Origin of the sequence: Pseudomonas sp. CFBP 8770, from assembly GCF_014841705.1 — a bacterium.
GTDB lineage: Bacteria > Pseudomonadota > Gammaproteobacteria > Pseudomonadales > Pseudomonadaceae > Aquipseudomonas.
In genome coordinates this window covers 55,266-75,397 of sequence record NZ_JACYUL010000006.1, presented here as the reverse complement: position 1 = coordinate 75,397, position 20,132 = coordinate 55,266, and the positions used below count along the sequence as shown (strand labels likewise).

The following is a 20,132-nucleotide window of genomic DNA, read 5'->3' as shown; positions in this document are numbered from 1 at the left end:
TGCGGTGCAGCTGTGGCCTGGTAAAGCCCATGCCGGACAATACCTAGGATAAGTAGCGCTTATGTTTACGAGCCTTGGAGAGATGTCTCTTGACCTGTTGCGGGCTTTCGAGGCGGCCGCCAGGCTGCGCAGCTTTACCGCTGCCGCGGTCGAGCTGGGTACGACGCAGCCTGCCGTCAGCCAGCAGATCAAACGGCTCGAGGAACAGCTGGCCATCCGCCTGTTCGATCGTATCTACCGAGGCATCGAGCTGACCGACGCAGGCTACACCTTGTTCGAGGCGGTACATGGAGGGCTGCGCGGCATTGACGACTGTCTGGGCTTGATCACCAGTCAAACCCAGCACGAAGTGCTTCAGGTCTCTACCGACTTCGCGTTCGCCGCCTACTGGCTCATGCCACGTCTGCATCGCTTCCACCAACGTTATCCACAGGTCGACGTCAGCCTGGTCACCAGTGAACGCAGCCACGCCATGCTTGGCCCGAACATCGATGTGGCGGTCCTGTTCGGCGATGGCCGTTTCCGTCAGGGTGAAAGTCACTGGTTGTTCAACGAAGAAGTCTTCCCGGTCTGCAGCCCGCGCCTGTTGGACGATCGAACGCTACCGCTGGGCCCTGATGCATTGCTCGAATGGCCGCTGCTGCACCTGCGCGGTGAAAGCAGCTGTCAGTGGTTCGATTGGATCGGCCTGTTCCGCGCCTTGCACATCCCCAGTGCCCCAGCGCCGGGGCAATTGCGCTTCGACAACTACACACTGCTCATCCAGGCCGCGATTGCCGGGCAAGGCGTTGCCATCGGCTGGCGTCACCTGGTGGACGCATTGCTGGAGCAGCAACTGCTCTGCCGCCCTTTCGAAGGCGCCGCCACATCGGCGTTGGGCTATTTCGTGGTGGTGCCGCAACGCAAACGCCGTGGACAAATGGTGCAACGGTTCGTGGATTGGGTGATGGAGGAGCAGAGCCGGCGGTAGAGGGGATATCTCACATTCACTTGGGAAACGGCTGCTACTGCACAATCGGTCGACTGGCTAACCTGCATGTCCCGCCGATCAGGAATGCATCGACATGCGCCGTGCCATAGCAGTCGCCGTTGTATCTACCGCCGTTTCAGGATGTTATCTACCCATCCCTCAGGATTATCACCCGCCTACCCCAATCGATATCTTCACCTATACGATCATCCGCATGATGCCGGATGGTCACTCGCCTTCCCTTCGTCTTGATGAAGGTAGATCCATAGGCGCTCGGGCATTTCGACCGTTGGACCATGCATCACTGGTAGCGTTTTTCAAAGGCATGAAAGGCGAATGCGTTTCTGCTCAACACGCCTCGAACCGGATTGTATGTACGGTAATCAGCGAAACCCATTTCCAGCAGCCGGATCGCAACGTCGAAAAAGTGAGCGGCTGTTGGGGCAATATCACGCTTGTTTACGGTTTCGACTATCTCGAGCCTGTTTCAGATCTATCGAATTGGTCATCCATGGACTTTTTGGCTAGTGGCATGGGGTGTATAAGCGCTTGGGCGGCTTCTCATTAGAATATGAGAAAATATTAATTATGTATTTAACTCCATAAGCCGGGTAGTGGAAGCATAGACCGCGGGCTACAGTTCGCGAAGTCATACATCCATCCCTTAACAGGAGTTACCCATGTCACAGCAATATCAAATCGAAGCACGTTCACATGCTATCGCCGGTCTATGGAGCCACAACTTTTGGGCGCTTCGTCACCCGAACGGAGAGGTCATGGCGGAGCTACATGGCTTAGCTACCGACCGCGTCACGCTTCGTACGGCGACAATTGGCACCTCTAATCGCCACTCATTGAGAGCATGGCATTTTGCAGTTAAAAAACATCACGCTGAGGTGGGTGTAATAGGTCACCAGGTGACTACGGGGTATCTCTACCAAGAAGGACAGACTCGAAAAGTGGTCTTGTCCGGAGACAGCGGAAATATACTACCTCGGTGGCGTGCCGCCGTGAAGTCGATTGGGCTTATAAACGATATGAATCTCGACTACCCACCGGGGGGTATCAAGGTGATTGGCAATACAAAAAACAGCAATTCTATGTTTACAACATTTGGAGATTTGATGGGTTTGTCTCGATTTAGTTTTTGGGGTGTGTTCGAGCCTGGTATCGATAATCCTGTTTTGCATGAAGAGATTGTAAGCGCCTTAAGAGCTCTGTTCGATGAAAGCTTGGATGTTCCGGTGCAGCCGTCAATGCCGGTTTTGAGCTCGCCTGTTGATAGCCTATCCGCTGCAAATTTCCCTCTGTCTGCGTCCGGTGGAGCGCCTAGCCATCTAGAGGCTGGGTATGGTCAATGGGGGCTAAATGCGCCTTTCCATGGAAGTGTTAGCATTCCATTCTTTGAGTATCACGATATGTCCGGCATTCCCAGACGCGTTTATGCCGAGTGACATTGGCTATGCGCTAGAAGTGATTCGAAGCGAATGCGCTGAATAGTTTGCTGCGTTGCTGCTATGAGTCGGCGTGGTTCTGCTGCAAGCTATGCAGCGCCTATCTCACCGTTTTCGCGGCTGTACGCCGCTCCTACAAAGAAATGCGACCGTGTAGGAGCGGCGTACAGCCGCGAAGGCGTCACGACAGGCAGTGCATCTCTAGATGGTTGATCAGTTCAACACCCCCTGCAATACCTCATAAACGATCCCGGTACCAATGGCGATCAGCACCACATCCGTGCCCATGCGGCGCCATTCGTAGCCTTCGTAACGTGGTAGATGCTTCAGCGCGGGACCGTCGAGGCGGGCACCGTAGCCGCGAGGCAGGGGTTGTCCCTTGATGGCGCGAATACTGGCGGGAGGTGGGTTGCCGGGCCGGAAGACGTCGCGATGATCCTGAATGGTCTGGCGTACGGGGCCGAAATCCTGGGGTGGACCACCGCGCGCGATGCCGCCACCTGGGTTGCCTGGGCCACGGTTGCCCGGACCGCGCTCGTCATGATCAGGCCGATCGGGTCCGTCCTGCCGCTGATGGGGTTGTTCCTGGCGTCCTTGACGTTGCTCATCCGCTCCACCCGGACCACCGGGAGCGGCTTGCACCAGCGGTGCACAAGCGATCAGCAATGCACCCATGCTCAGGATCAGGTTTTTTGGCATGTTCATCATGGATTTCCTTCACGGCCAAACAGCAAAAAGGGGCACCGAACACAGGTTCGATCCCCTTGGTCTTGCCGTTTAGTCCCGTGAACCAGAGGCTAATTCCTCTGTATTGGAATCTTTACCTTCAGCTGACACGAGCCTTACGTACGCCCTGCGCCAGTTGACTGCACAGCGACAGCACATCTTCCACAGCCTGACCGTGGTGCTGGGCATGGGCGATCTTGTCCACCAGTGCCGAGCCGACCACCACGCCATCGGCCAGGCGGGCAATGGCGGCAGCCTGGTCGGGCGTGCGGATGCCGAAACCAACGCTGATCGGCAGGTCGGTATGCCGACGCAGCCGCTCTATGGCAGCGCCCACGTGCTCGGTGGTAGCCGAGCCGGCACCGGTCACGCCGGCCACCGATACGTAGTAGACGAACCCGGAGCTGCGCTCCAGTACCCGTGGCAAGCGTGCATCGTCGGTGGTTGGCGTGGTCAGACGGATGAAGTCGATACCCGAGGCCTGTGCCGGGGTCGCCAATTCACCATCATGCTCGGGCGGCAGGTCGACGATGATCAGGCCGTCGACACCGGCTTCCTTGGCCTGGGCCACGAAGGCTTCGACGCCGAAGCGGTGGATCGGGTTGTAGTAACCCATCAGCACGATCGGCGTGGTGCTGTCGTCGACGCGGAATTCGCGAACCATCTGCAAGGTTTTCGCCAGCGTCTGCCCAGCGTTGAGTGCGCGCAGGGTCGCCAGCTGGATGGCCAGGCCGTCGGCCATCGGATCGGTGAAGGGCATGCCCAGTTCGATCACATCGGCGCCGGCAGCCGGCAAGCCTTTGAGGATGGACAGCGAAGCGTCGTAGCCTGGGTCGCCCGCCGTGACGAACGTCACCAGCGCGGCGCGGCCTTCGGCCTTGAGGTCGGCGAAGCGTTGTTCGAGGCGGCTCATGCCAGTGTCTCCTTCGGGTGGGCGCCCATATGGCTCATGACGGTTTGCATGTCCTTGTCGCCGCGGCCGGACAGGCACACCACCATCAGGTGGTCAGCGGGCAATGTTGGCGCGCGCTTCATGGCCTCGGCCAGGGCATGGGCAGTTTCCAGCGCCGGGATGATGCCTTCCAGGCGGCAGGTGGCGTGGAACGCGGTCAGCGCCTCTTCGTCGGTTATGCTGGTGTAGTTCACGCGCTTGATTTCATGCAGAAAGGCGTGTTCAGGGCCGATGCCGGGGTAGTCCAGGCCGGCCGAGATGGAGTGCGCGTCGGTGATCTGCCCATCGTCGTCCTGCAGCAGATAGGTACGGTTGCCGTGCAGTACGCCGGGCACGCCGCCGTTGAGGCTGGCGGCATGCTTGCCGGAATCCACGCCATGGCCGGCGGCTTCGACACCGATGATTTCCACGCTGCTGTCATCCAGGAAGGGATGGAACAGACCCATGGCATTGGAACCGCCACCTACGCAAGCCACCAGGCTGTCGGGCAGGCGCCCTTCCTTCTCCTGCAACTGCTCGCGGGTTTCCTTGCCGATGATCGACTGGAAGTCGCGAACCATGGCCGGGTAAGGGTGCGGGCCGGCCACCGTGCCGATCAGGTAGAAGGTGTCGTCGACATTGGTGACCCAATCGCGCAAGGCGTCGTTCATGGCATCCTTCAGCGTGCCGGTACCGGAAGTGACCGGCACGATCTCAGCGCCCAGCAGCTTCATGCGAAACACGTTGGCCTGCTGGCGCTCGATATCCGTGGCGCCCATGTAGATCACGCAAGGCAAGCCGAACCGAGCTGCCACCGTGGCCGTGGCCACGCCGTGCATGCCGGCGCCGGTCTCGGCGATCAGGCGCTTCTTGCCCATGCGCTTGGCCAGCAGCACCTGGCCGATGCAGTTGTTCACCTTGTGCGCGCCGGTGTGGTTGAGCTCTTCGCGCTTGAAGTAGATTTTCGCCCCGCCGCAGTGTTCGGTCAGGCGCTCGGCGAAATACAGCGGGTTGGGCCGGCCGATGTAGTCGCGTTGGAAGTAGGCGAGCTGCTCGAGAAATTCGGGATCGGCCTTGGCGGCTTCGTATTCGCGAGCCAGCTCCAGCACCAGCGGCATCAGGGTTTCGGCGACGTAGCGGCCACCGAAGGCGCCGAACAGGCCGTTGCTGTCAGGACCACTGCGAAGATTGGTCTGGGTCATGCGAAGCTCCAGGGAATTGAATGACGATGTAGCCACTGTATCCACGACAACGATCGAAGAAAACCGATAAGATCTCGACAACCTGTCAGGATTTCTCACAATACCATGAGCCGTGACCTGCCCCCGCTGAATGCCCTCAAAGCGTTCGAAGCCACTGCCCGGCTCAACAGCGTCAGCAAGGCGGCTGACTACCTGAGCGTTACCCACGGTGCCGTGAGCAGACAGTTGAAAGTGCTTGAAGAGCATCTGGGCATCGCGTTGTTCGTCAAGCAGGGACGTGGCTTGAAACTCACAGATGCTGGCATTCGACTGCGCGATGCCAGCGCCGAGGCCTTCGAGCGTTTGCGTCTGGTCTGTACGGAGCTCAGCCAGGCCCAGGCTCAGGCACCGTTCGTTCTAGGGTGCTCGGGAAGCTTGCTGGCGCGCTGGTTCATACCTCGATTGGGTCGGCTAAACAGCGAGCTGCCGGACTTGCGCCTGCACCTCTCGGCTGGCGAAGGTGACCTGGACCCTCGCCGTCCCGGGCTGGATGCCTTGCTGATGTTCGCCGAGCCGCCCTGGCCCGCCGACATGGACGTGTACGAGCTGGCCGAAGAGCGTATCGGCCCGGTACTCAGCCCGCGCTTCCAAGGGTTCGAAGCCTTGCAGAGCCGTGCTGCCAGCGACTTGCTCGGGCACTCGTTGCTGCACACCACATCGCGGCCACAGGCCTGGCCCAGCTGGGCACGGCGCAACGGCCTGGATCCCGAGGCGTTGACCATGGGACAAGGGTTCGAGCATTTGTATTATTTACTGGAGGCGGCGGTGGCTGGCCTGGGCATTGCCATCGCACCCGAACCGCTGGTGGTCGATGACCTGCGCGCCGGGCGCCTGGCCGCGCCATGGGGGTTTACGCAAACCCCGGCGCGGCTGGCACTTTGGGTCCCGCGACGCGCCGCAGACGGGCGCGCCCGACAACTGGCGCTATGGCTTGCGCAAGAGCTCGAACGCCAGGTCGATTAGTTGCTGCGATTGCACATCAGGTAAGCGGCGATCAGGCCTAGTGCGCCCACGGCGACGCCAGCGGCGGCCCAAGGATGCTCCTGGGCGTAGTCACGGGTGGCAATGCCGGTTTCCTTGGTCTTGACCTTCACTTCTTCATAGGCGTCGCTGATCAGGCTGCGCGAATGGCTCAGCGCGGATTCCGCGTTGGCTTTCAACGCTTTGAGCACCTTGCGCGACTCCTCGGTGGAATCTTCTTTCAGGCTTTCCAGGGAGCGGAGCAGGCTTTCGATTTCTGCTTCCATGCTCTGCAGCGAAGCTTTGCGTGACGAAATTGCCATGGGTAACTCTCCTTCATTGTGGTGAATAGCGTGTGTAGATTCCGACTGCGCTGCAAGATGAAAGTGCAGTGCGTGTGAACTTTTAGCGCAGAAATCCCCACACAGGTAGACAACCACTTCAGTAGCCACCCGAATGGAGAGCATCATGAGCGATCACCACACGTACAAGAAGGTTGAACTGGTAGGTTCCTCGACCACCACCATCGAAGACGCCATCAACAACGCGTTGGCCGAAGCGAGCAAAAGCATCGAAAAAATGGAATGGTTCGAAGTGACCGAAACCCGTGGCCATATCGAAGACGGTCGCGTGGCGCATTTCCAGGTCACACTCAAAGTCGGCTTCCGTATCCAGAACAGCTGACAGAAAACACGGAATCTTCCGACTGGCCGAATGCCATAGGTTGAGTTACAACACATTACCGGCGTGTCGACCTGAATCCAGGCGGCCCGCCGTTTGTCTTTAAACCGGCACTATCAGACCAAGGATGTAAGCGATGAAGCGAGTTTTATTGGCTGTGGGTTTGTTGAGCCTGGCAAGCGGCGCGTTCGCTGCGGGCAAGTCGTGTGAAGAACTCAAGGGAGAAATCGCCAAGAACATTGATGCCAAGGGCGTGTCGGGCTACACCTTGGAAGTGGTCGACAACGTCACTCCGGATGCCGGTTTCCAGGTGGTCGGTTCGTGTGAAGGCGGTACCAAGGCTATCGTCTACAAGCGCTGAAGATTGCAGCCGCCCCCCGCTCCCACAGAAAACGAAATCCCCTGTAGGAGCGGTTAGCGGCCGCGAAACGAACCCCGCAATACACCAGGTCGGTGCAAGACTCAGCCCTGCATCACCTGCGCCAACAGCTCATACGACCGCAAGCGGTCGGCATGCTCGTACAGATCGCAGGTAAAGATCAGCTCATCTGCCTGAGTCTGTTCCTTCAGCACGTCCAGCTTGGCACGGAGCTTCGCCGGTCCTCCCACCATCGCCAGGCCCAGAAAGTCCCCGACCGCGGCCTTCTCATGGGGCAACCACAACCCTTCCATGCTTTTCACGGGTGGCTGCTGCACCAGAGTCTGGCCACGCATCAGGTTGAGGATGCGGCGGTAGACCGAGGTTGCCAGGTAGTCGGCGTGCTCGTCGCTGTCGGCTGCCACCAAGGGCACGCCGAGCATCACATAAGGCTTGTCGAGCACCTCGGAGGGCTGGAAGTGGGCGCGATAGACCCGGATCGCCTCATGCATGTAGCGCGGCGCGAAATGCGAAGCGAAGGCGTACGGCAGGCCGTACATGCCCGCCAGCTGCGCGCTGAACAAGCTGGAGCCCAGCAACCAGACCGGCACGTTGGTGCCGCTGCCCGGCACCGCAATCACCTTCTGATCCGGAGTGCGTGGCCCCAGGTAGGCCATCAACTCGCGGACGTCGTCGGGAAAATCGTCGGCACTGCCGGAGCGTTCACGGCGCAACGCCCGGGCGGTCATCTGGTCCGACCCCGGCGCGCGGCCCAGGCCCAGGTCGATGCGCCCCGGATACAGGCTTTCCAGGGTGCCGAACTGCTCGGCGATCACTAGCGGCGCATGGTTGGGTAGCATCACCCCGCCAGAGCCGACGCGGATCGACGAAGTGCCCCCCGCCAGATAGCCCAGCAGCACCGAGGTCGCCGAGCTGGCGATCCCGTCCATGTTGTGATGCTCGGCCACCCAGAAGCGGTTGTAGCCCCAGCCTTCGGCGTGGCGTGCCAGGTCCAGCGCGTTGTGCAGCGACCGCGCCGGGCCGTGGTCGGCCCGCACCGGTACAAGGTCGAGGACGGAGTATTTCGTATCGGTCAAACCAGTCATGATCATTGGCATCCTGTGGGTATGTGGCAGGTGGGATGCCCCGCGCATCTTTGCTACCGAGTGTGTAATCAATATGGGCTTATCATTCGGATTCAATAGCCAGCGGTCAGAACGGCGCTGAACTTGCCTCGCGCCGTGGCCTCTGAACACTTGTCACCGCGCGAACCCGTCGCGCCCATCAAGGAGGCTTTATGAGCATCAAGAAAACCGCATCGGCTGTCTGGAAAGGCGATCTGAAAACCGGCAAGGGCGAGATCTCGACGCAAAGCGGCGCCCTGAAAAGCAACCCCTATGGTTTCAACACCCGCTTCGAAGGCCAGCCAGGTACCAACCCGGAAGAATTGATCGGCGCGGCCCATGCCGGCTGCTTCTCCATGGCCTTCTCGATGATCCTGGGCGGTGAAGGCTTCACGCCAGATCAGATCAAGACCTCCGCCGAGGTTACGCTGGACAAGGAAGGCGAAGGTTTCGCGATCACCGCCATCAAACTGACCATGTCGGCGAAGATCCCCAACATCGATCAGGCGAAGTTCGAAGAACTGGCCAACAAGGCCAAAGAAGGCTGCCCAGTGTCGAAAGTGCTGAACGCCCAGATCACTCTGGACGCCACGCTGGAATCTTGAGGTAGGGTTGCGCCCGGTTGCCGTACACTGCTCACTCACCTGGAGAATTGCCCATGAAACGATTCATTTTGGCGATGACGTGCAGTGTCCTGGCAACCTCGGCGTTGGCGGCACCCAAGTCGTGCGAAGAATTGAAGGCCGAGATCGAAGCTAAGATCCAAGGGGCAGGCGTTGTGTCCTACACCCTGGAAATCGTCGACAATCTGGACGCCAAGGACCCGAGCATGGTGGTGGGGTCCTGCGACAACGGCACGCGCAAGATCATCTATCAAAAGAACGACACCTGATCCCACGGCATCCGCTGTCGTCGTTCAGTGGTGCACCGCTGCGCCCGGATTCAGGGAATGCAGTGAATCGCCCGGTCTTCGGCGACGATCTGCCGGCTTGAGTCATACAGACGCGCACTGGCCTGCATGGCAATCGCTCTGCCCTCCAGGCGGTAGCGCTGACCTGCCTTGAAACCGTCATAGCGCACGGTCAGGTAGCAGGTACGGTCAAACGGGTCGTTGACCAGCCCCCCGCCGGCATACATTTCGTAATCGAAACGCACTTCCAGCTCATGGCTGCCGGGATCTACCTGAAAGTAGCGCCCGTCATTGAGTTTGCGACCATCCAGACTTTCTGCCATGACCAGCCGACCGGTCGTGGTGAACATTTCGATCCAGGCCTTGCCAGGATCCACGGCCGGCAACGGCGGATTGGCGCAGCCAGCCAGCGTGGTGAGGGTCAACAGGGCGAGCACGGCGCGCATGGAAACTCCTTGGCTGCAGGAAAAAAGTGAGCAGGACACACGTCGAGTCTAGAAGCTTTGCGTCGGCCATGCGAGTTGCCGCCGACGGTCGCCATGCCCGGCCGAGTACTCAGGCGCTCTGGCAGCCTGCAGGTTGTGCCTGGCCTACCAGTTTGCGCTGCTCGTCGTAGAGCCTGGCCCATGGGCGAAAGCCGACGCTGCCGGCTTCCAGAAAATACCGTTGCCCAGCGTCGAAGCCGGCGTAGGTGAGGTTCAGTTCGCAGTTGCGCCACAGCGGCGCGGGCACTGGGCCGATGTTGGTCGGCTGCACGGGGAACTGCAAGCGCACGGTCAGCTCATGGCTGCCGGGTTCGACTTCGAAATAACGGGTGTCGCCCCATTCCCGCTCGTCGACTTGGGTCGCCTGCAGGGCGTTGTGCTTGTCGGCCTGCAGATCGATCCAGGCCTGGCTGGGGTCCGGGTCGGGCAGACCGGCGCAGCCGGCAAGGGCCAGCATGCCGCCAGCAATGATCAATGCGCGCATGGAATTCTCCTGATGGGATCGTAAGATGCAGGGTCAGCGCCGATAACACCTGCTCGCTGGCGGGCCTGGCGATGGAAAACCACATGCATGAATTCGTTGTTGTTCGTCGTTCCATTCTTGCCGCACTCGACCGCGGTTTGCGCGCTTTTGTTCCCCTGTGCCTGTTGTTCCTGCTCAGCGGTTGCACCAGCGTCGGCTATTACGGCCAGTTGATGCAGGGCCAGTGGCAGCTGTTGCAGGCACGTGAGCCGGTCACGCGGATCATCGCAGACCCCGCGCGCGATCCGCGCCTGCGCGAGCAGTTGCAGCGTGCGCAGGCCGCTCGCGATTTCGCCAGTGCGCATCTGCATCTGCCGGACAACCGCAGCTATCGTTTGTATGCCGATATCGGTCGGCCGCTGGTGGTGTGGAACGTATTCGCCACGCCAGAGTTTTCCCTGGCGCCGTTGACCCATTGCTTCCCCGTCGCCGGTTGCGTTGCGTATCGCGGCTACTACAGCCAGTCCGGTGCTCGGGGCGAGGCGGCGTTGCAGAAGCTGGCGGGCCGGGATGTGTACATCGGCGGCGTAGAGGCCTACTCGACCCTGGGCTGGTTCGATGATCCCATTCTCAACACCATGCTGGGATGGGGCGACGAGCGCCTGGCTACGCTGATCTTCCATGAGCTGGCGCATCAGCGCGTGTATGTGCAGGACGACACCGAGTTCAACGAGTCCTTCGCCACCTTCGTCGAGCAGGAGGGCACCCGGCAGTGGCGCGCCTGGCGCGGTTTGGCAAAGGCGGCAGGCACACCTGCAGTACAACGTGAGCAGTTCACCCGGCTGGTGCTCGAGACCCGCGAACGCCTGGCCACGCTGTACGCGCAGCCGCTTACGGCCGAGGCCATGCAGGCTGGCAAGGCTGCCGAGTTCGAACGCCTGCGCCGTGACTATCGCCAGCTGCGCGATGAGCGCTGGGGTGGCGACCGGCGTTTCGATGCCTGGATGAATGGGCCGATGAACAATGCCAAGCTGTTGCCGTTTGGCCTGTATGACCAATGGGTACCGGCGTTCGCCGGCCTGTTCCGGCAGGTCGATGGCGACTGGCGCGCGTTCTATGCCCAGGCGCAAAAGCTGGGCAAGTTGCCGATGGACCAGCGCAGGGCCGAGTTGAATCGGTTGGGCCGATGAGGTTTGCGGTGTTCTCTCGGGCCCTTTCGCGGCCACTGGCCGCGAAGAGGCCCGCACCTTCACTGCATCATCGCGCGCCTTGCAAAAACGCCTCATGCAGCGCCTGCAACGTATCGAAATGATACGTCGGATTTTCCAGGACCAGCTCTTCCCGCGAACCGAACCCATAGCCCACCGCCGCGCAATCCAGGCCATTGAGGCGGGCGCCGATCAGGTCATGCTTGCGGTCGCCGACCATCAAGGTCTTGCCTGGCTCCAGCCCTTCCTGCTCGAGGATATGAGCGATCAGTTGCACCTTGTCGGTCCGCGTGCCGTCGAGCTCGCTGCCGTAGATGACCTTGAAGTGCCTGGCGAAATCGAAGTGGCGGGCGATTTCCCGGGCGAACTCCCAGGGTTTGGATGTGGCGATATACAAATGGCGGCCTTGCGCCTGCAATGTTTCGAGCAACGCGATGACACCGGCGAAGATCTGGTTTTCGTACAGGCCCGTGACGCGAAAACGCTCGCGGTAGAAATTCACTGCCTGCCAGGCACGGGCTTCGTCGAAACCGTAGGCGTGCATGAACTGCTCCAGCAAGGGAGGGCCAATGAAATGCTCCAGGTTGCGCAGATCGGGTTCGTCGATGCCCAGTTTGGCCAAGGCATACTGGATGGAGCGGGTGATGCCCTCGCGCGGGTCGGTCAGGGTGCCGTCGAGGTCGAACAGGATATTTTGATAATGCACGGAATCAGTCCTTGTCGAAGCCTTCGGCCAGGTGTTGGTCCTTGAGCTTCATGTAGTTGCCAGCGGTGTAGGTGAAGAACGCGCGTTCCTTGTCGGTCAGCGGCCGCGTCTGGCGGGCCGGGCTGCCTACGTACAGGAAGCCGCTGAGCAGGCGCTTGCCCGGCGGCACCAGGCTGCCGGCGCCGATGATCACGTCGTCTTCCACCACTGCGCCATCCATGACCGTGCTGCCCATGCCGACCAGGATGCGATTGCCCAGGGTGCAGCCATGCAGCATGACCTTGTGGCCGATGGTCACGTCGTCACCGATCAGCAACGGGAAACCGTCTGGATTGAACGGGCCGGCATGGGTGATGTGCAGCACACTGGCATCCTGCACGCTGGTGCGCTTGCCGATGCGGATGCGGTGCATGTCTGCGCGAACCACGGTCAGCGGCCAGACCGAGCTGTCGGTGCCGATCTCGACGTCGCCGATGACCACCGCCGAGCGGTCGACGAAGGCGCGTTCGCCAAGGCGCGGCGTATGCTGCTGGAATGTGCGAATAGCCACGATAGGCATCCTCTGTGTTGTCGATAGCTGCGGTGAATCGCAATTGTAATTAAGATGTCCCAGTGTTTCTTCAATAGCCAAGGTGTTTAACCGTGAGCGCGAATCCCCTTCTGCAGTCCTACGACCTGCCGCCGTTCTCGGCGATCCGTGCCGAGCACGTACAACCGGCGATTGAACAGATCCTGGCCGATAACCGCGCGGCCATTGCCCACATTCTGCAAACCCAGGGCAGTCAGCCTACCTGGGCCGGCCTGGTGCTGGCCATGGACGAGCTGAACGACCGCCTGGGCGCCGCCTGGAGCCCGGTCAGCCACCTCAATGCCGTGTGCAACAGTGCCGAACTGCGCCAGGCCTATGAAGCGTGCCTGCCGGCGCTCAGTGCCTACTCGACCGAGCTGGGCCAGAACCGCGAACTGTTCCAGGCCTTCGAAACCCTGGCCAACAGCCCTGAAGCTGCAGGCTTCGACGTTGCCCAGAAGACCATTCTGGAACATTCGCTGCGCGATTTCCGCCTGTCCGGTATTGATCTGCCGGTCGATCAACAGCAGCGCTACGCCCAGGTGCAGAGCAAGCTCTCGGAACTGGGCAGCCGTTTCTCCAACCAGCTGCTCGATGCCACCCAGGCCTGGACCAAGCACGTCACCGACGAAGCGGCCCTGGCCGGCCTGACCGATTCGGCCAAGGCGCAGATGGCTGCAGCGGCGCAGGCCAAGGGCCTGGACGGCTGGCTCATCAGCCTCGAGTTCCCCAGCTACTACGCGGTCATGACCTACGCTCACGACCGTGCCCTGCGTGAAGAACTCTACGCGGCCTACTGCACCCGCGCGTCGGACCAAGGCCCCAACGCGGGCCAGAACGACAACACGCCGGTGATGCGCGAGATCCTCGACCTGCGCCAGGAGCTGGCGCAGCTGCTGGGCTACGCCAGCTATTCGGAGTTGAGCCTGGCGACCAAGATGGCCGAATCGACCGATCAGGTGTTGACCTTCCTGCGTGATCTGGCCCAGCGCAGCAAGCCATTCGCGGCCCAGGATCTGGAACAGCTCAAGGCCTACGCCGCCGAACAGGGTTGTGCCGACCTGCAAAGCTGGGACAGCGGCTTCTATGGCGAAAAGCTGCGCGAACAGCGCTACAGCGTTTCCCAAGAGGCGCTGCGCGCCTACTTCCCCATCGACAAGGTGCTGGGCGGCCTGTTCGCCATCGTGCAGCGCCTGTACGGCATCGAGATCGCCGAGCAGAAAGGGTTCGACACCTGGCACCCTGATGTACGCCTGTTCGAGATCAAGGAAAACGGCCAGCACGTGGGCCGCTTCTTCTTCGATCTCTACGCGCGCGCCAACAAGCGCGGCGGCGCCTGGATGGACGGCGCCCGCGACCGGCGTCGCACCGAGGCCGGCGAGCTGCAGAGCCCGGTGGCCAATCTGGTGTGCAATTTCACCCCGGCCGATGCTGGCAAGCCCGCGCTGCTGACCCACGACGAAGTCACCACACTGTTCCACGAATTCGGCCACGGCCTGCACCACTTGCTGACGCGGGTCGAGCACGTCGGTGTGTCGGGTATCAACGGCGTGGCTTGGGACGCGGTCGAGCTGCCCAGCCAGTTCATGGAAAACTGGTGCTGGGAACCCGAAGGCCTGGCCTTGATCTCCGGTCACTACGAAACCGGCGAGCCGCTGCCCCAGGACCTGCTGGAGAAGATGCTGGCCGCGAAGAACTTCCAGTCCGGGCTGATGATGGTCCGGCAGATCGAGTTCTCGCTGTTCGACTTCGAACTGCACGCCTCCCACGGCGACGGCCGCAGCGTGATGGAAGTGCTCGACGGTGTCCGTGACGAGGTTTCGGTCATGCGTCCGCCGGCCTACAACCGCTTTCCCAACAGCTTCGCGCACATCTTCGCCGGCGGCTACGCGGCCGGTTACTACAGCTACAAGTGGGCTGAAGTGCTGTCGGCTGACGCGTTCAGCAAGTTCGAGGAAGACGGCGTGCTCAACGCCGACACTGGCCGCGCGTTCCGCGAGGCCATTCTGGCCCGCGGCGGGTCGCAGGCACCCATGGTGCTGTTCGTCGACTTCCGCGGTCGCGAGCCCTCCATCGATGCGCTGCTGCGCCACAGCGGGTTGAGCGAGGAAGCGGCAGCATGATCACCAAGAAGCGCTTCATCGCCGGGGCCGTCTGCCCGGCCTGCAGCGAGCCGGACAAGCTGATGATGTGGAGCGTCGACGAGGTTCCGCATCGCGAATGCGTGGCCTGCGGCTACAGCGACACGCTGAACGCGCAGGGCCAATCGGTGCCCAGCGAGCTGGGCACGCGGGTCAATAAGGTGGCCGTCAAGGTCGCCCGGCCCACTTCGCAACCGGTGCAGTTCTTTCCCAACCCCAAGCTCAAGAAGCCTTGAGCCAGGCGCGCCGTCGACTTGCCGCAAGGGCAGGCCGACGGCAATAGCCGGCTACCACGTCCCACACCGTTCCCATTCCTAGACTGGCGCGCCACTCACGCGTCATTCAAGGAATCGAACATGACCACCGCGCACCCGTCTGCACCGGCCGCCCTGTTGGCCGACAACCCTTTGCTGGGCAATCACGACATAGTCCCCTACCACTTGATCAAGGCCGAACACGTCGAGCCGGCCATCACCCATGTGATCGAAAGCAACTTGCGTCAGCTGGCGCGATTGCTTCCCGAGCAACTCGAGTTCCCTACCTGGGATGGCCTGGTCAAACCGCTGGAAGACATGCACCAACGCCTGCTGGCGGTGCTGCAGCCCGAACAATTGCTCAGTCGCCATCACCATCTCGCGGTGATCGACGCCTATGCGCGCTGTCGCGAACGGGTACAGGCCTATGAGTCGGCCATGAAGCACAACCGCACCGTGCATGCCGTGTTGCAGCTATTGCAGCAAAGTCCGCAGGCGCTCGATCTGGACCCGACCCAGCAGGCAGCATTGAGCCATGCCTTGCGTGCTTCGCGCCTGGCCGGGGCAGGCACCCAACCTTCGATTCAGAGGCGCATCGGGCGCCTGCATCTGGAGCTGGCCGGGTTGTACCAGACCTTCGCCGACAACATGAGCGCAGCCAGCGAAGCCGGGGCCCTGAAGTTCGATAACCAGACCGCACTGGCAGGCGTTGCTCCTGCGGTACTCGCCAGCATGGCGCTGAGCGCACGCGAGGCTGGCCTGTCGGGCTGGCTGCTGCCACTGGAGCTGCCGCTGGTGCTGGCGGTACTGAGCCAGGCCCACGACCGCGCACTGCGCGAGCAGGTGTACCGCGCCTTCTACACCCAGGCTTCGGAGCAAGGCCCGCAGGCCGGAAAACATGACAACGGACCGGTGCTGCAACGCATCCTTGCGGCCCGCGCCGAGCTGGCCGAAGCGAGTGGTTATCGCAGCTATGCCTCGCTGGCCCAGGCCACGCGCATGTTCGACGAAGCCGCCGACGTGGAACAGCTCCTGCTGCAATTGATCGACAAGGTCCGCCCTGCGGCGCTGGCGGAGTTCGCCCCGCTGCAGGAACTGGCCGCGCTGTTCGGAGTGCCGGCGCTGCAGCCCTGGGACTGCAATTACTATCAGGAGAAATACCTGCAGATCCATCACGGGGTGACCGAGCTCAAGGTGCGTGAATACTTTCCCGTGCAGGCCGTGCTCGATGGCCTGCAGCGGCTGCTCGAGCAACTGTTCGATGTGCAGTGGCTGAAATGCCCGCCGGCACCGCGCCAGCCTGCATCGGTGCACCTGTTTCAACTCAGCGAGCAGGGACAGGTGCTGGGCCATATCTACCTGGACCTGCATACCCGGCCGAAGAAGCGCGCGGGCGCCTGGATGGAAGCCCTGCGTGACCGCCATCGTTTTGCCGACGGCCGGCTGCAGTTGCCCATCGCTCATGTGGGTTGTGAATTTGCAGCCGAGACGCCGGCGTTTCCCTGCCTGCTCAGCCTGGGCGAGATCCAGATGTTTTTCCACGAGCTGGGCCATGCGCTGCACCATGTACTGACCCGCGTCGACCATGGCAGCGTGTCAGGCATCAAGGGCGTGGCCGAAGACGCGGTGGAATTGCCCAGCGGCGTGTTCGAACACTGGGCCATGCAGCCCGAGGTTCTGCAGTCGCTGTCGCGACATCATCGAACCGGCGAACCGATCGGTACCGCCTTCGTCGAACAGGCGCTCGCCGCCCAAGCGCGCTTCCGTGCCCAGGCCCTGCTCTGGCAGCTCGAATACGCTTTGGTCGACTATCGTCTGCACAGCCAGAACGACACGCTCTCGGCGCAGCAGATTGGCGAACAGGTGCTGCAGCAGACCCAGGTCGTCCGTTATCCCGCCTATGTGCGTTGGTTGAACACCTTCGTCCACCTGTTCACCGACGAGTACTACGCGGCCGGGTATTACAGTTATGTCTGGGCCCAGGTGCTCGCCGCTCATCTGTTCGCCCGCTTCAAGCGCGAAGGCTTGCTCTCAAGCCAGGTCGGGGGAGATTTCGAACGCTTGATTCTGGCATCGGGCGGGACGCGACCCATTGCCGAACTGGTCGAAAGCTTTGCTGGCAGCAAGCCGGGTATCGACGCGCTGCTGCTCGATCTGGGCATCAAGACGTGATCGGGCCACGCAATGGCAGATATGAAGACCCGGTACGCACACACTGAAACCGGTTTCATTTGCCGTCACAAATGGATACATTTGTCGGCTGAACCGTCAGGGCGGCATTTTGCCGCGCCTGGCTTCGTGCCGAATGTGTCGCGTCTGCGCCTTCCACAAAGCACCACCCGCCGCTGGCCACGTGGTGCAACGAACACGTACCGCCGGGCTGCGCATCGATAAAAACCGTATCGAACAGCTGATGAGAACCTTGATGTCCGAGCAAGAAAACAACCCGCGCCGGGATTTTCTGCGCAAAACCCTGACCCTCATTCCGGTGGTAACCGTCGCCAGCAGTGGCTTGGGCGTCGCAGCCCTGACGGTCGATGCCAACGCCGCTGCTCGGTCGGCAGCACCTGTGCCCACGCCCGCCACCGACTATCAGCCGTCATTTTTCACCGCTGAAGAATGGGCTTTCGTTCAGGCCGCAGTGGCTCGCCTAATTCCGGCGGACGATCTGGGCCCCGGCGCTCTGGAAGCCGGAGCGGCGGAATTCATCGACCGCCAGATGAATACGCCCTACGCCACCGGCGCGCTGTGGTACATGCAGGGCCCGTTCGTGACCAACGCCGCGCCACAGATGGGCTATCAGCTGCAGTTGGTGCCACAGCAGATCTACCGCTTGGGCATCGCCGCCACCGATGCGTGGTGCAAGGCTCAATCAGGCAAGACGTTCGCCGAGCAAGACAGCGCTACCCAAGAGCGTATTCTCGGCAAGATCGAAGCAGGCGAGCTGGTTTTCGATGAATTGCCGGCTACGGCATTTTTCAGCCTGATTCTGCAGAACACCCGCGAAGGCTTCTTCTGCGACCCGGTGCATGGTGGCAACAAGGGCATGGTCGGCTGGACGCAGATCGGTTTTCCAGGCGCCCGCGCCGATTTCATGGACTGGGTAGAACGCAACGAGCAATACCCTTTCCCGGCAGTGTCGATTCGCGGCGAGAGGGCCTGACATGGCAACGGTAATGAAGAAGGTCGACGCGGTCATCGTCGGGTTTGGCTGGACCGGCGCGATCATGGCCAAGGAGCTCACCGAGGCGGGCCTCAAAGTGGTAGCGCTGGAGCGCGGCCCGATGCAGGACACCTACCCCGACGGCAGTTATCCACAGGTGATCGACGAGCTGACCTACAGCGTGCGCAAGAAGCTGTTCCAGGACATCTCCAAGGAAACCGTGACCATCCGTCACAGCGTCAACGACGTCGCCCTGCCCAACCGTCAGTTGGGTGCGTTTCTGCCAGGCAAGGGCGTCGGCGGCGCCGGTCTGCACTGGTCCGGCGTGCATTTTCGAGTCGATCCCATCGAGCTGCGCATGCGCAGCCACTACGAAGAGCGCTACGGCAAGCAGTTCATTCCCAAGGACATGACCATCCAGGATTTCGGCGTCAGCTATGAAGAGCTGGAACCGTTCTTCGATTTCGCCGAAAAAGTCTTCGGCACCTCGGGTCAGGCCTGGACAGTGAACGGTGTGCGCGTCGGCGAAGGCAAGGGCGGCAACCCGTATGCGCCGGATCGTTCCAATCCGTTTCCGCTGGCCTCGCAGAAGAACACCGTGTCGGCGCAGCTGTTCCAGAAGGCTGCGGCCGAGGTCGGATACAAGCCGTACAACTTGCCGTCGGCGAATACATCCGGGCCGTATACCAACCCCTATGGTGCCCAGATGGGCCCCTGCAACTTCTGCGGCTTCTGCAGCGGCTATGTCTGCTACATGTATTCCAAGGCGTCACCGAACGTGAACATTCTGCCGGCATTGCGTCAGGTCGAAACCTTCGAGCTGCGCACCAATGCCCACGTGCTGCGGGTCAACCTGGACAGCAGCAAGCGCAAGGCAACCGGGGTGACCTACGTCGATGCCCAGGGCCGTGAGGTCGAGCAACCGGCAGACCTGGTGATTCTCGCAGCCTTCCAGTTCAACAACGTGCGCCTGATGCTGCTCTCCGGCATCGGGCAGCCTTACGACCCCAAGACCGGCGAGGGTGTGGTCGGCAAGAATTTCGCCTATCAGAACATGGCCACCATCAAGGCCTTCTTTGACAAGGACACCCACACCAACAACTTCATCGGTGCCGGTGGCAACGGTGTGGCGTTCGACGACTTCAACGCCGACAACTTCGACCATGGCCCCCATGGTTTCGTCGGCGGCTCGCCGATGTGGGTCAACCAGGCCGGCAGCCGGCCCATCGCCGGCACGGCCAATCCACCCGGCACGCCTGCCTGGGGCAGTGCCTGGAAGAAAGCCACTGCCGACTACTACACCCATCAGGTGTCGATGGATGCCCACGGCGCCCATCAGTCCTATCGTGGCAACTACCTGGACCTGGACCCGGTGTACCGCGATGCCTATGGCCTGCCGTTGCTGCGCATGACCTTCGACTGGCAGGAAAACGACATCAAGATGAACCGCTTCATGGTCGAGAAAATGAGCAAGGTCGCCGAGGCCATGAACCCCAAGGCGATTGCCCTGCTCGGCAAGAAAGTCGGCGAGCATTTCAACACGGCCTCCTATCAGACCACCCACCTCAACGGCGGCGCGATCATGGGCACCGACCCCAAGACCAGTGCAATCAACCGCTATCTGCAGTGCTGGGATGTGCCCAACGTGTTCGTTCCAGGCGCCTCGGCCTTTCCTCAGGGGTTGGGCTACAACCCCACAGGCCTGGTGGCTGCACTGACCTACTGGTCGGCGCGGGCCATTCGCGAGCAGTACCTGAAGAACCCCGGCCCGCTGGTGCAGGCATAAGGA

The 20,132-nt window shown here is 61.4% G+C and carries 23 protein-coding genes; 14 read left to right on the top strand and 9 right to left on the bottom strand.

Going from position 1 to position 20,132, the window contains the following annotated elements; translation table 11 throughout:
* Positions 1 to 61 precede the first annotated feature (61 nt).
* The 3 genes from IFT98_RS14605 (at position 62) to IFT98_RS14595 (ending at position 2,424) form a co-directional block, all read left to right on the top strand.
* Positions 62 to 970 carry a choline sulfate utilization transcriptional regulator gene (locus IFT98_RS14605; RefSeq protein ID WP_192050298.1) on the top strand — a complete coding sequence of 303 codons (909 nt, stop codon included), beginning with the start codon at positions 62 to 64 and terminating at the stop codon, positions 968 to 970.
* A gap of 94 nt (positions 971 to 1,064) precedes the next feature.
* The gene (locus IFT98_RS14600) at positions 1,065 to 1,538 is read left to right on the top strand and encodes a hypothetical protein (RefSeq protein ID WP_192050301.1); all 474 of its coding nucleotides are present in this window, start codon (positions 1,065 to 1,067) and stop codon (positions 1,536 to 1,538) included.
* Positions 1,539 to 1,650: 112 nt separating this feature from the next.
* A complete protein-coding gene (locus tag IFT98_RS14595) occupies positions 1,651 to 2,424 on the top strand; it encodes a hypothetical protein (protein ID WP_152965730.1) in 774 nt (257 codons plus the stop codon).
* Between the two features lie 213 nt (positions 2,425 to 2,637).
* On the opposite strand, the gene IFT98_RS14590 is transcribed toward IFT98_RS14595, so the two are convergent.
* From IFT98_RS14590 to trpB, 3 genes are all read right to left on the bottom strand, one after another.
* Positions 2,638 to 3,129: an anti-virulence regulator CigR family protein gene (locus tag IFT98_RS14590; RefSeq protein ID WP_192050303.1), complete on the bottom strand. Its 492-nt coding sequence runs from the start codon at positions 3,127 to 3,129 to the stop codon at positions 2,638 to 2,640.
* 121 nt (positions 3,130 to 3,250) lie between these two features.
* Positions 3,251 to 4,063, bottom strand: coding sequence for a tryptophan synthase subunit alpha (gene trpA / locus IFT98_RS14585; RefSeq protein ID WP_192050305.1), 813 nt, complete (start codon positions 4,061 to 4,063; stop codon positions 3,251 to 3,253).
* Complete coding sequence (gene trpB, locus IFT98_RS14580) at positions 4,060 to 5,283, bottom strand: tryptophan synthase subunit beta (RefSeq protein WP_192050307.1); 1,224 nt, start codon at positions 5,281 to 5,283, stop codon at positions 4,060 to 4,062. The genes trpA and trpB overlap by 4 nt, the downstream gene beginning before the upstream one ends.
* A gap of 105 nt (positions 5,284 to 5,388) precedes the next feature.
* Between trpB and IFT98_RS14575 the strand changes: the two genes are divergently transcribed.
* Positions 5,389 to 6,285 carry a LysR family transcriptional regulator gene (locus tag IFT98_RS14575; RefSeq protein WP_185794610.1) on the top strand — a complete coding sequence of 299 codons (897 nt, stop codon included), beginning with the start codon at positions 5,389 to 5,391 and terminating at the stop codon, positions 6,283 to 6,285.
* On the opposite strand, the gene IFT98_RS14570 is transcribed toward IFT98_RS14575, so the two are convergent.
* Complete coding sequence (locus IFT98_RS14570; RefSeq protein ID WP_122480070.1) at positions 6,282 to 6,605, bottom strand: DUF883 family protein; 324 nt, start codon at positions 6,603 to 6,605, stop codon at positions 6,282 to 6,284. The genes IFT98_RS14575 and IFT98_RS14570 overlap by 4 nt on opposite strands.
* A gap of 145 nt (positions 6,606 to 6,750) precedes the next feature.
* On the opposite strand from IFT98_RS14570, the gene IFT98_RS14565 reads away from it, so the two are divergent.
* Both IFT98_RS14565 and IFT98_RS14560 read left to right on the top strand, forming a co-directional pair.
* Positions 6,751 to 6,966 carry a dodecin gene (locus tag IFT98_RS14565; RefSeq protein WP_043191958.1) on the top strand — a complete coding sequence of 72 codons (216 nt, stop codon included), beginning with the start codon at positions 6,751 to 6,753 and terminating at the stop codon, positions 6,964 to 6,966.
* 133 nt (positions 6,967 to 7,099) lie between these two features.
* Complete coding sequence (locus IFT98_RS14560) at positions 7,100 to 7,324, top strand: DUF1161 domain-containing protein (RefSeq protein ID WP_192050309.1); 225 nt, start codon at positions 7,100 to 7,102, stop codon at positions 7,322 to 7,324.
* 101 nt (positions 7,325 to 7,425) lie between these two features.
* Here the strand turns inward: IFT98_RS14560 and IFT98_RS14555 are convergent, their stop codons facing one another.
* Positions 7,426 to 8,427 carry an LLM class flavin-dependent oxidoreductase gene (locus tag IFT98_RS14555; protein WP_192050310.1) on the bottom strand — a complete coding sequence of 334 codons (1,002 nt, stop codon included), beginning with the start codon at positions 8,425 to 8,427 and terminating at the stop codon, positions 7,426 to 7,428.
* Positions 8,428 to 8,624: 197 nt separating this feature from the next.
* Here IFT98_RS14555 and IFT98_RS14550 point away from each other — a divergent pair, with 197 nt between their 5' ends.
* Positions 8,625 to 9,050 carry an OsmC family protein gene (locus tag IFT98_RS14550; RefSeq protein ID WP_342214174.1) on the top strand — a complete coding sequence of 142 codons (426 nt, stop codon included), beginning with the start codon at positions 8,625 to 8,627 and terminating at the stop codon, positions 9,048 to 9,050.
* Positions 9,051 to 9,103: 53 nt separating this feature from the next.
* Positions 9,104 to 9,337 carry a DUF1161 domain-containing protein gene (locus IFT98_RS14545; protein WP_192050314.1) on the top strand — a complete coding sequence of 78 codons (234 nt, stop codon included), beginning with the start codon at positions 9,104 to 9,106 and terminating at the stop codon, positions 9,335 to 9,337.
* Between the two features lie 50 nt (positions 9,338 to 9,387).
* Here the strand turns inward: IFT98_RS14545 and IFT98_RS14540 are convergent, their stop codons facing one another.
* Together IFT98_RS14540 and IFT98_RS14535 are read right to left on the bottom strand one after the other, a co-directional pair.
* Positions 9,388 to 9,801 carry a PA0061/PA0062 family lipoprotein gene (locus IFT98_RS14540; protein ID WP_192050316.1) on the bottom strand — a complete coding sequence of 138 codons (414 nt, stop codon included), beginning with the start codon at positions 9,799 to 9,801 and terminating at the stop codon, positions 9,388 to 9,390.
* A gap of 109 nt (positions 9,802 to 9,910) precedes the next feature.
* Positions 9,911 to 10,324 (bottom strand): PA0061/PA0062 family lipoprotein, encoded by a 414-nt coding sequence (locus IFT98_RS14535; protein ID WP_192050318.1) that lies wholly within the window; start codon positions 10,322 to 10,324, stop codon positions 9,911 to 9,913.
* Between the two features lie 83 nt (positions 10,325 to 10,407).
* On the opposite strand from IFT98_RS14535, the gene IFT98_RS14530 reads away from it, so the two are divergent.
* The gene (locus IFT98_RS14530) at positions 10,408 to 11,493 is read left to right on the top strand and encodes an aminopeptidase (protein WP_192050320.1); all 1,086 of its coding nucleotides are present in this window, start codon (positions 10,408 to 10,410) and stop codon (positions 11,491 to 11,493) included.
* Positions 11,494 to 11,560: 67 nt separating this feature from the next.
* On the opposite strand, the gene IFT98_RS14525 is transcribed toward IFT98_RS14530, so the two are convergent.
* Positions 11,561 to 12,217, bottom strand: coding sequence for an HAD hydrolase-like protein (locus tag IFT98_RS14525; RefSeq protein ID WP_122796645.1), 657 nt, complete (start codon positions 12,215 to 12,217; stop codon positions 11,561 to 11,563).
* A gap of 4 nt (positions 12,218 to 12,221) precedes the next feature.
* Complete coding sequence (locus IFT98_RS14520; RefSeq protein ID WP_192050322.1) at positions 12,222 to 12,767, bottom strand: gamma carbonic anhydrase family protein; 546 nt, start codon at positions 12,765 to 12,767, stop codon at positions 12,222 to 12,224.
* Between the two features lie 92 nt (positions 12,768 to 12,859).
* Between IFT98_RS14520 and prlC the strand changes: the two genes are divergently transcribed.
* The 5 genes from prlC (at position 12,860) to IFT98_RS14495 (ending at position 20,129) form a co-directional block, all read left to right on the top strand.
* Entirely contained in the window at positions 12,860 to 14,908 is a 2,049-nt protein-coding gene (gene prlC, locus IFT98_RS14515) for an oligopeptidase A (protein ID WP_192050324.1), read from the top strand.
* Positions 14,905 to 15,162: a YheV family putative zinc ribbon protein gene (locus tag IFT98_RS14510; RefSeq protein WP_043191945.1), complete on the top strand. Its 258-nt coding sequence runs from the start codon at positions 14,905 to 14,907 to the stop codon at positions 15,160 to 15,162. Before prlC ends, IFT98_RS14510 begins: the two co-directional genes overlap by 4 nt.
* 120 nt (positions 15,163 to 15,282) lie before the next feature.
* The gene (locus tag IFT98_RS14505) at positions 15,283 to 17,352 is read left to right on the top strand and encodes a M3 family metallopeptidase (protein ID WP_192050326.1); all 2,070 of its coding nucleotides are present in this window, start codon (positions 15,283 to 15,285) and stop codon (positions 17,350 to 17,352) included.
* A gap of 253 nt (positions 17,353 to 17,605) precedes the next feature.
* Complete coding sequence (locus IFT98_RS14500) at positions 17,606 to 18,343, top strand: gluconate 2-dehydrogenase subunit 3 family protein (protein ID WP_192050328.1); 738 nt, start codon at positions 17,606 to 17,608, stop codon at positions 18,341 to 18,343.
* 1 nt (position 18,344) lies between these two features.
* Positions 18,345 to 20,129 carry a GMC family oxidoreductase gene (locus tag IFT98_RS14495; RefSeq protein WP_192050330.1) on the top strand — a complete coding sequence of 595 codons (1,785 nt, stop codon included), beginning with the start codon at positions 18,345 to 18,347 and terminating at the stop codon, positions 20,127 to 20,129.
* Positions 20,130 to 20,132: the final 3 nt, after the last annotated feature.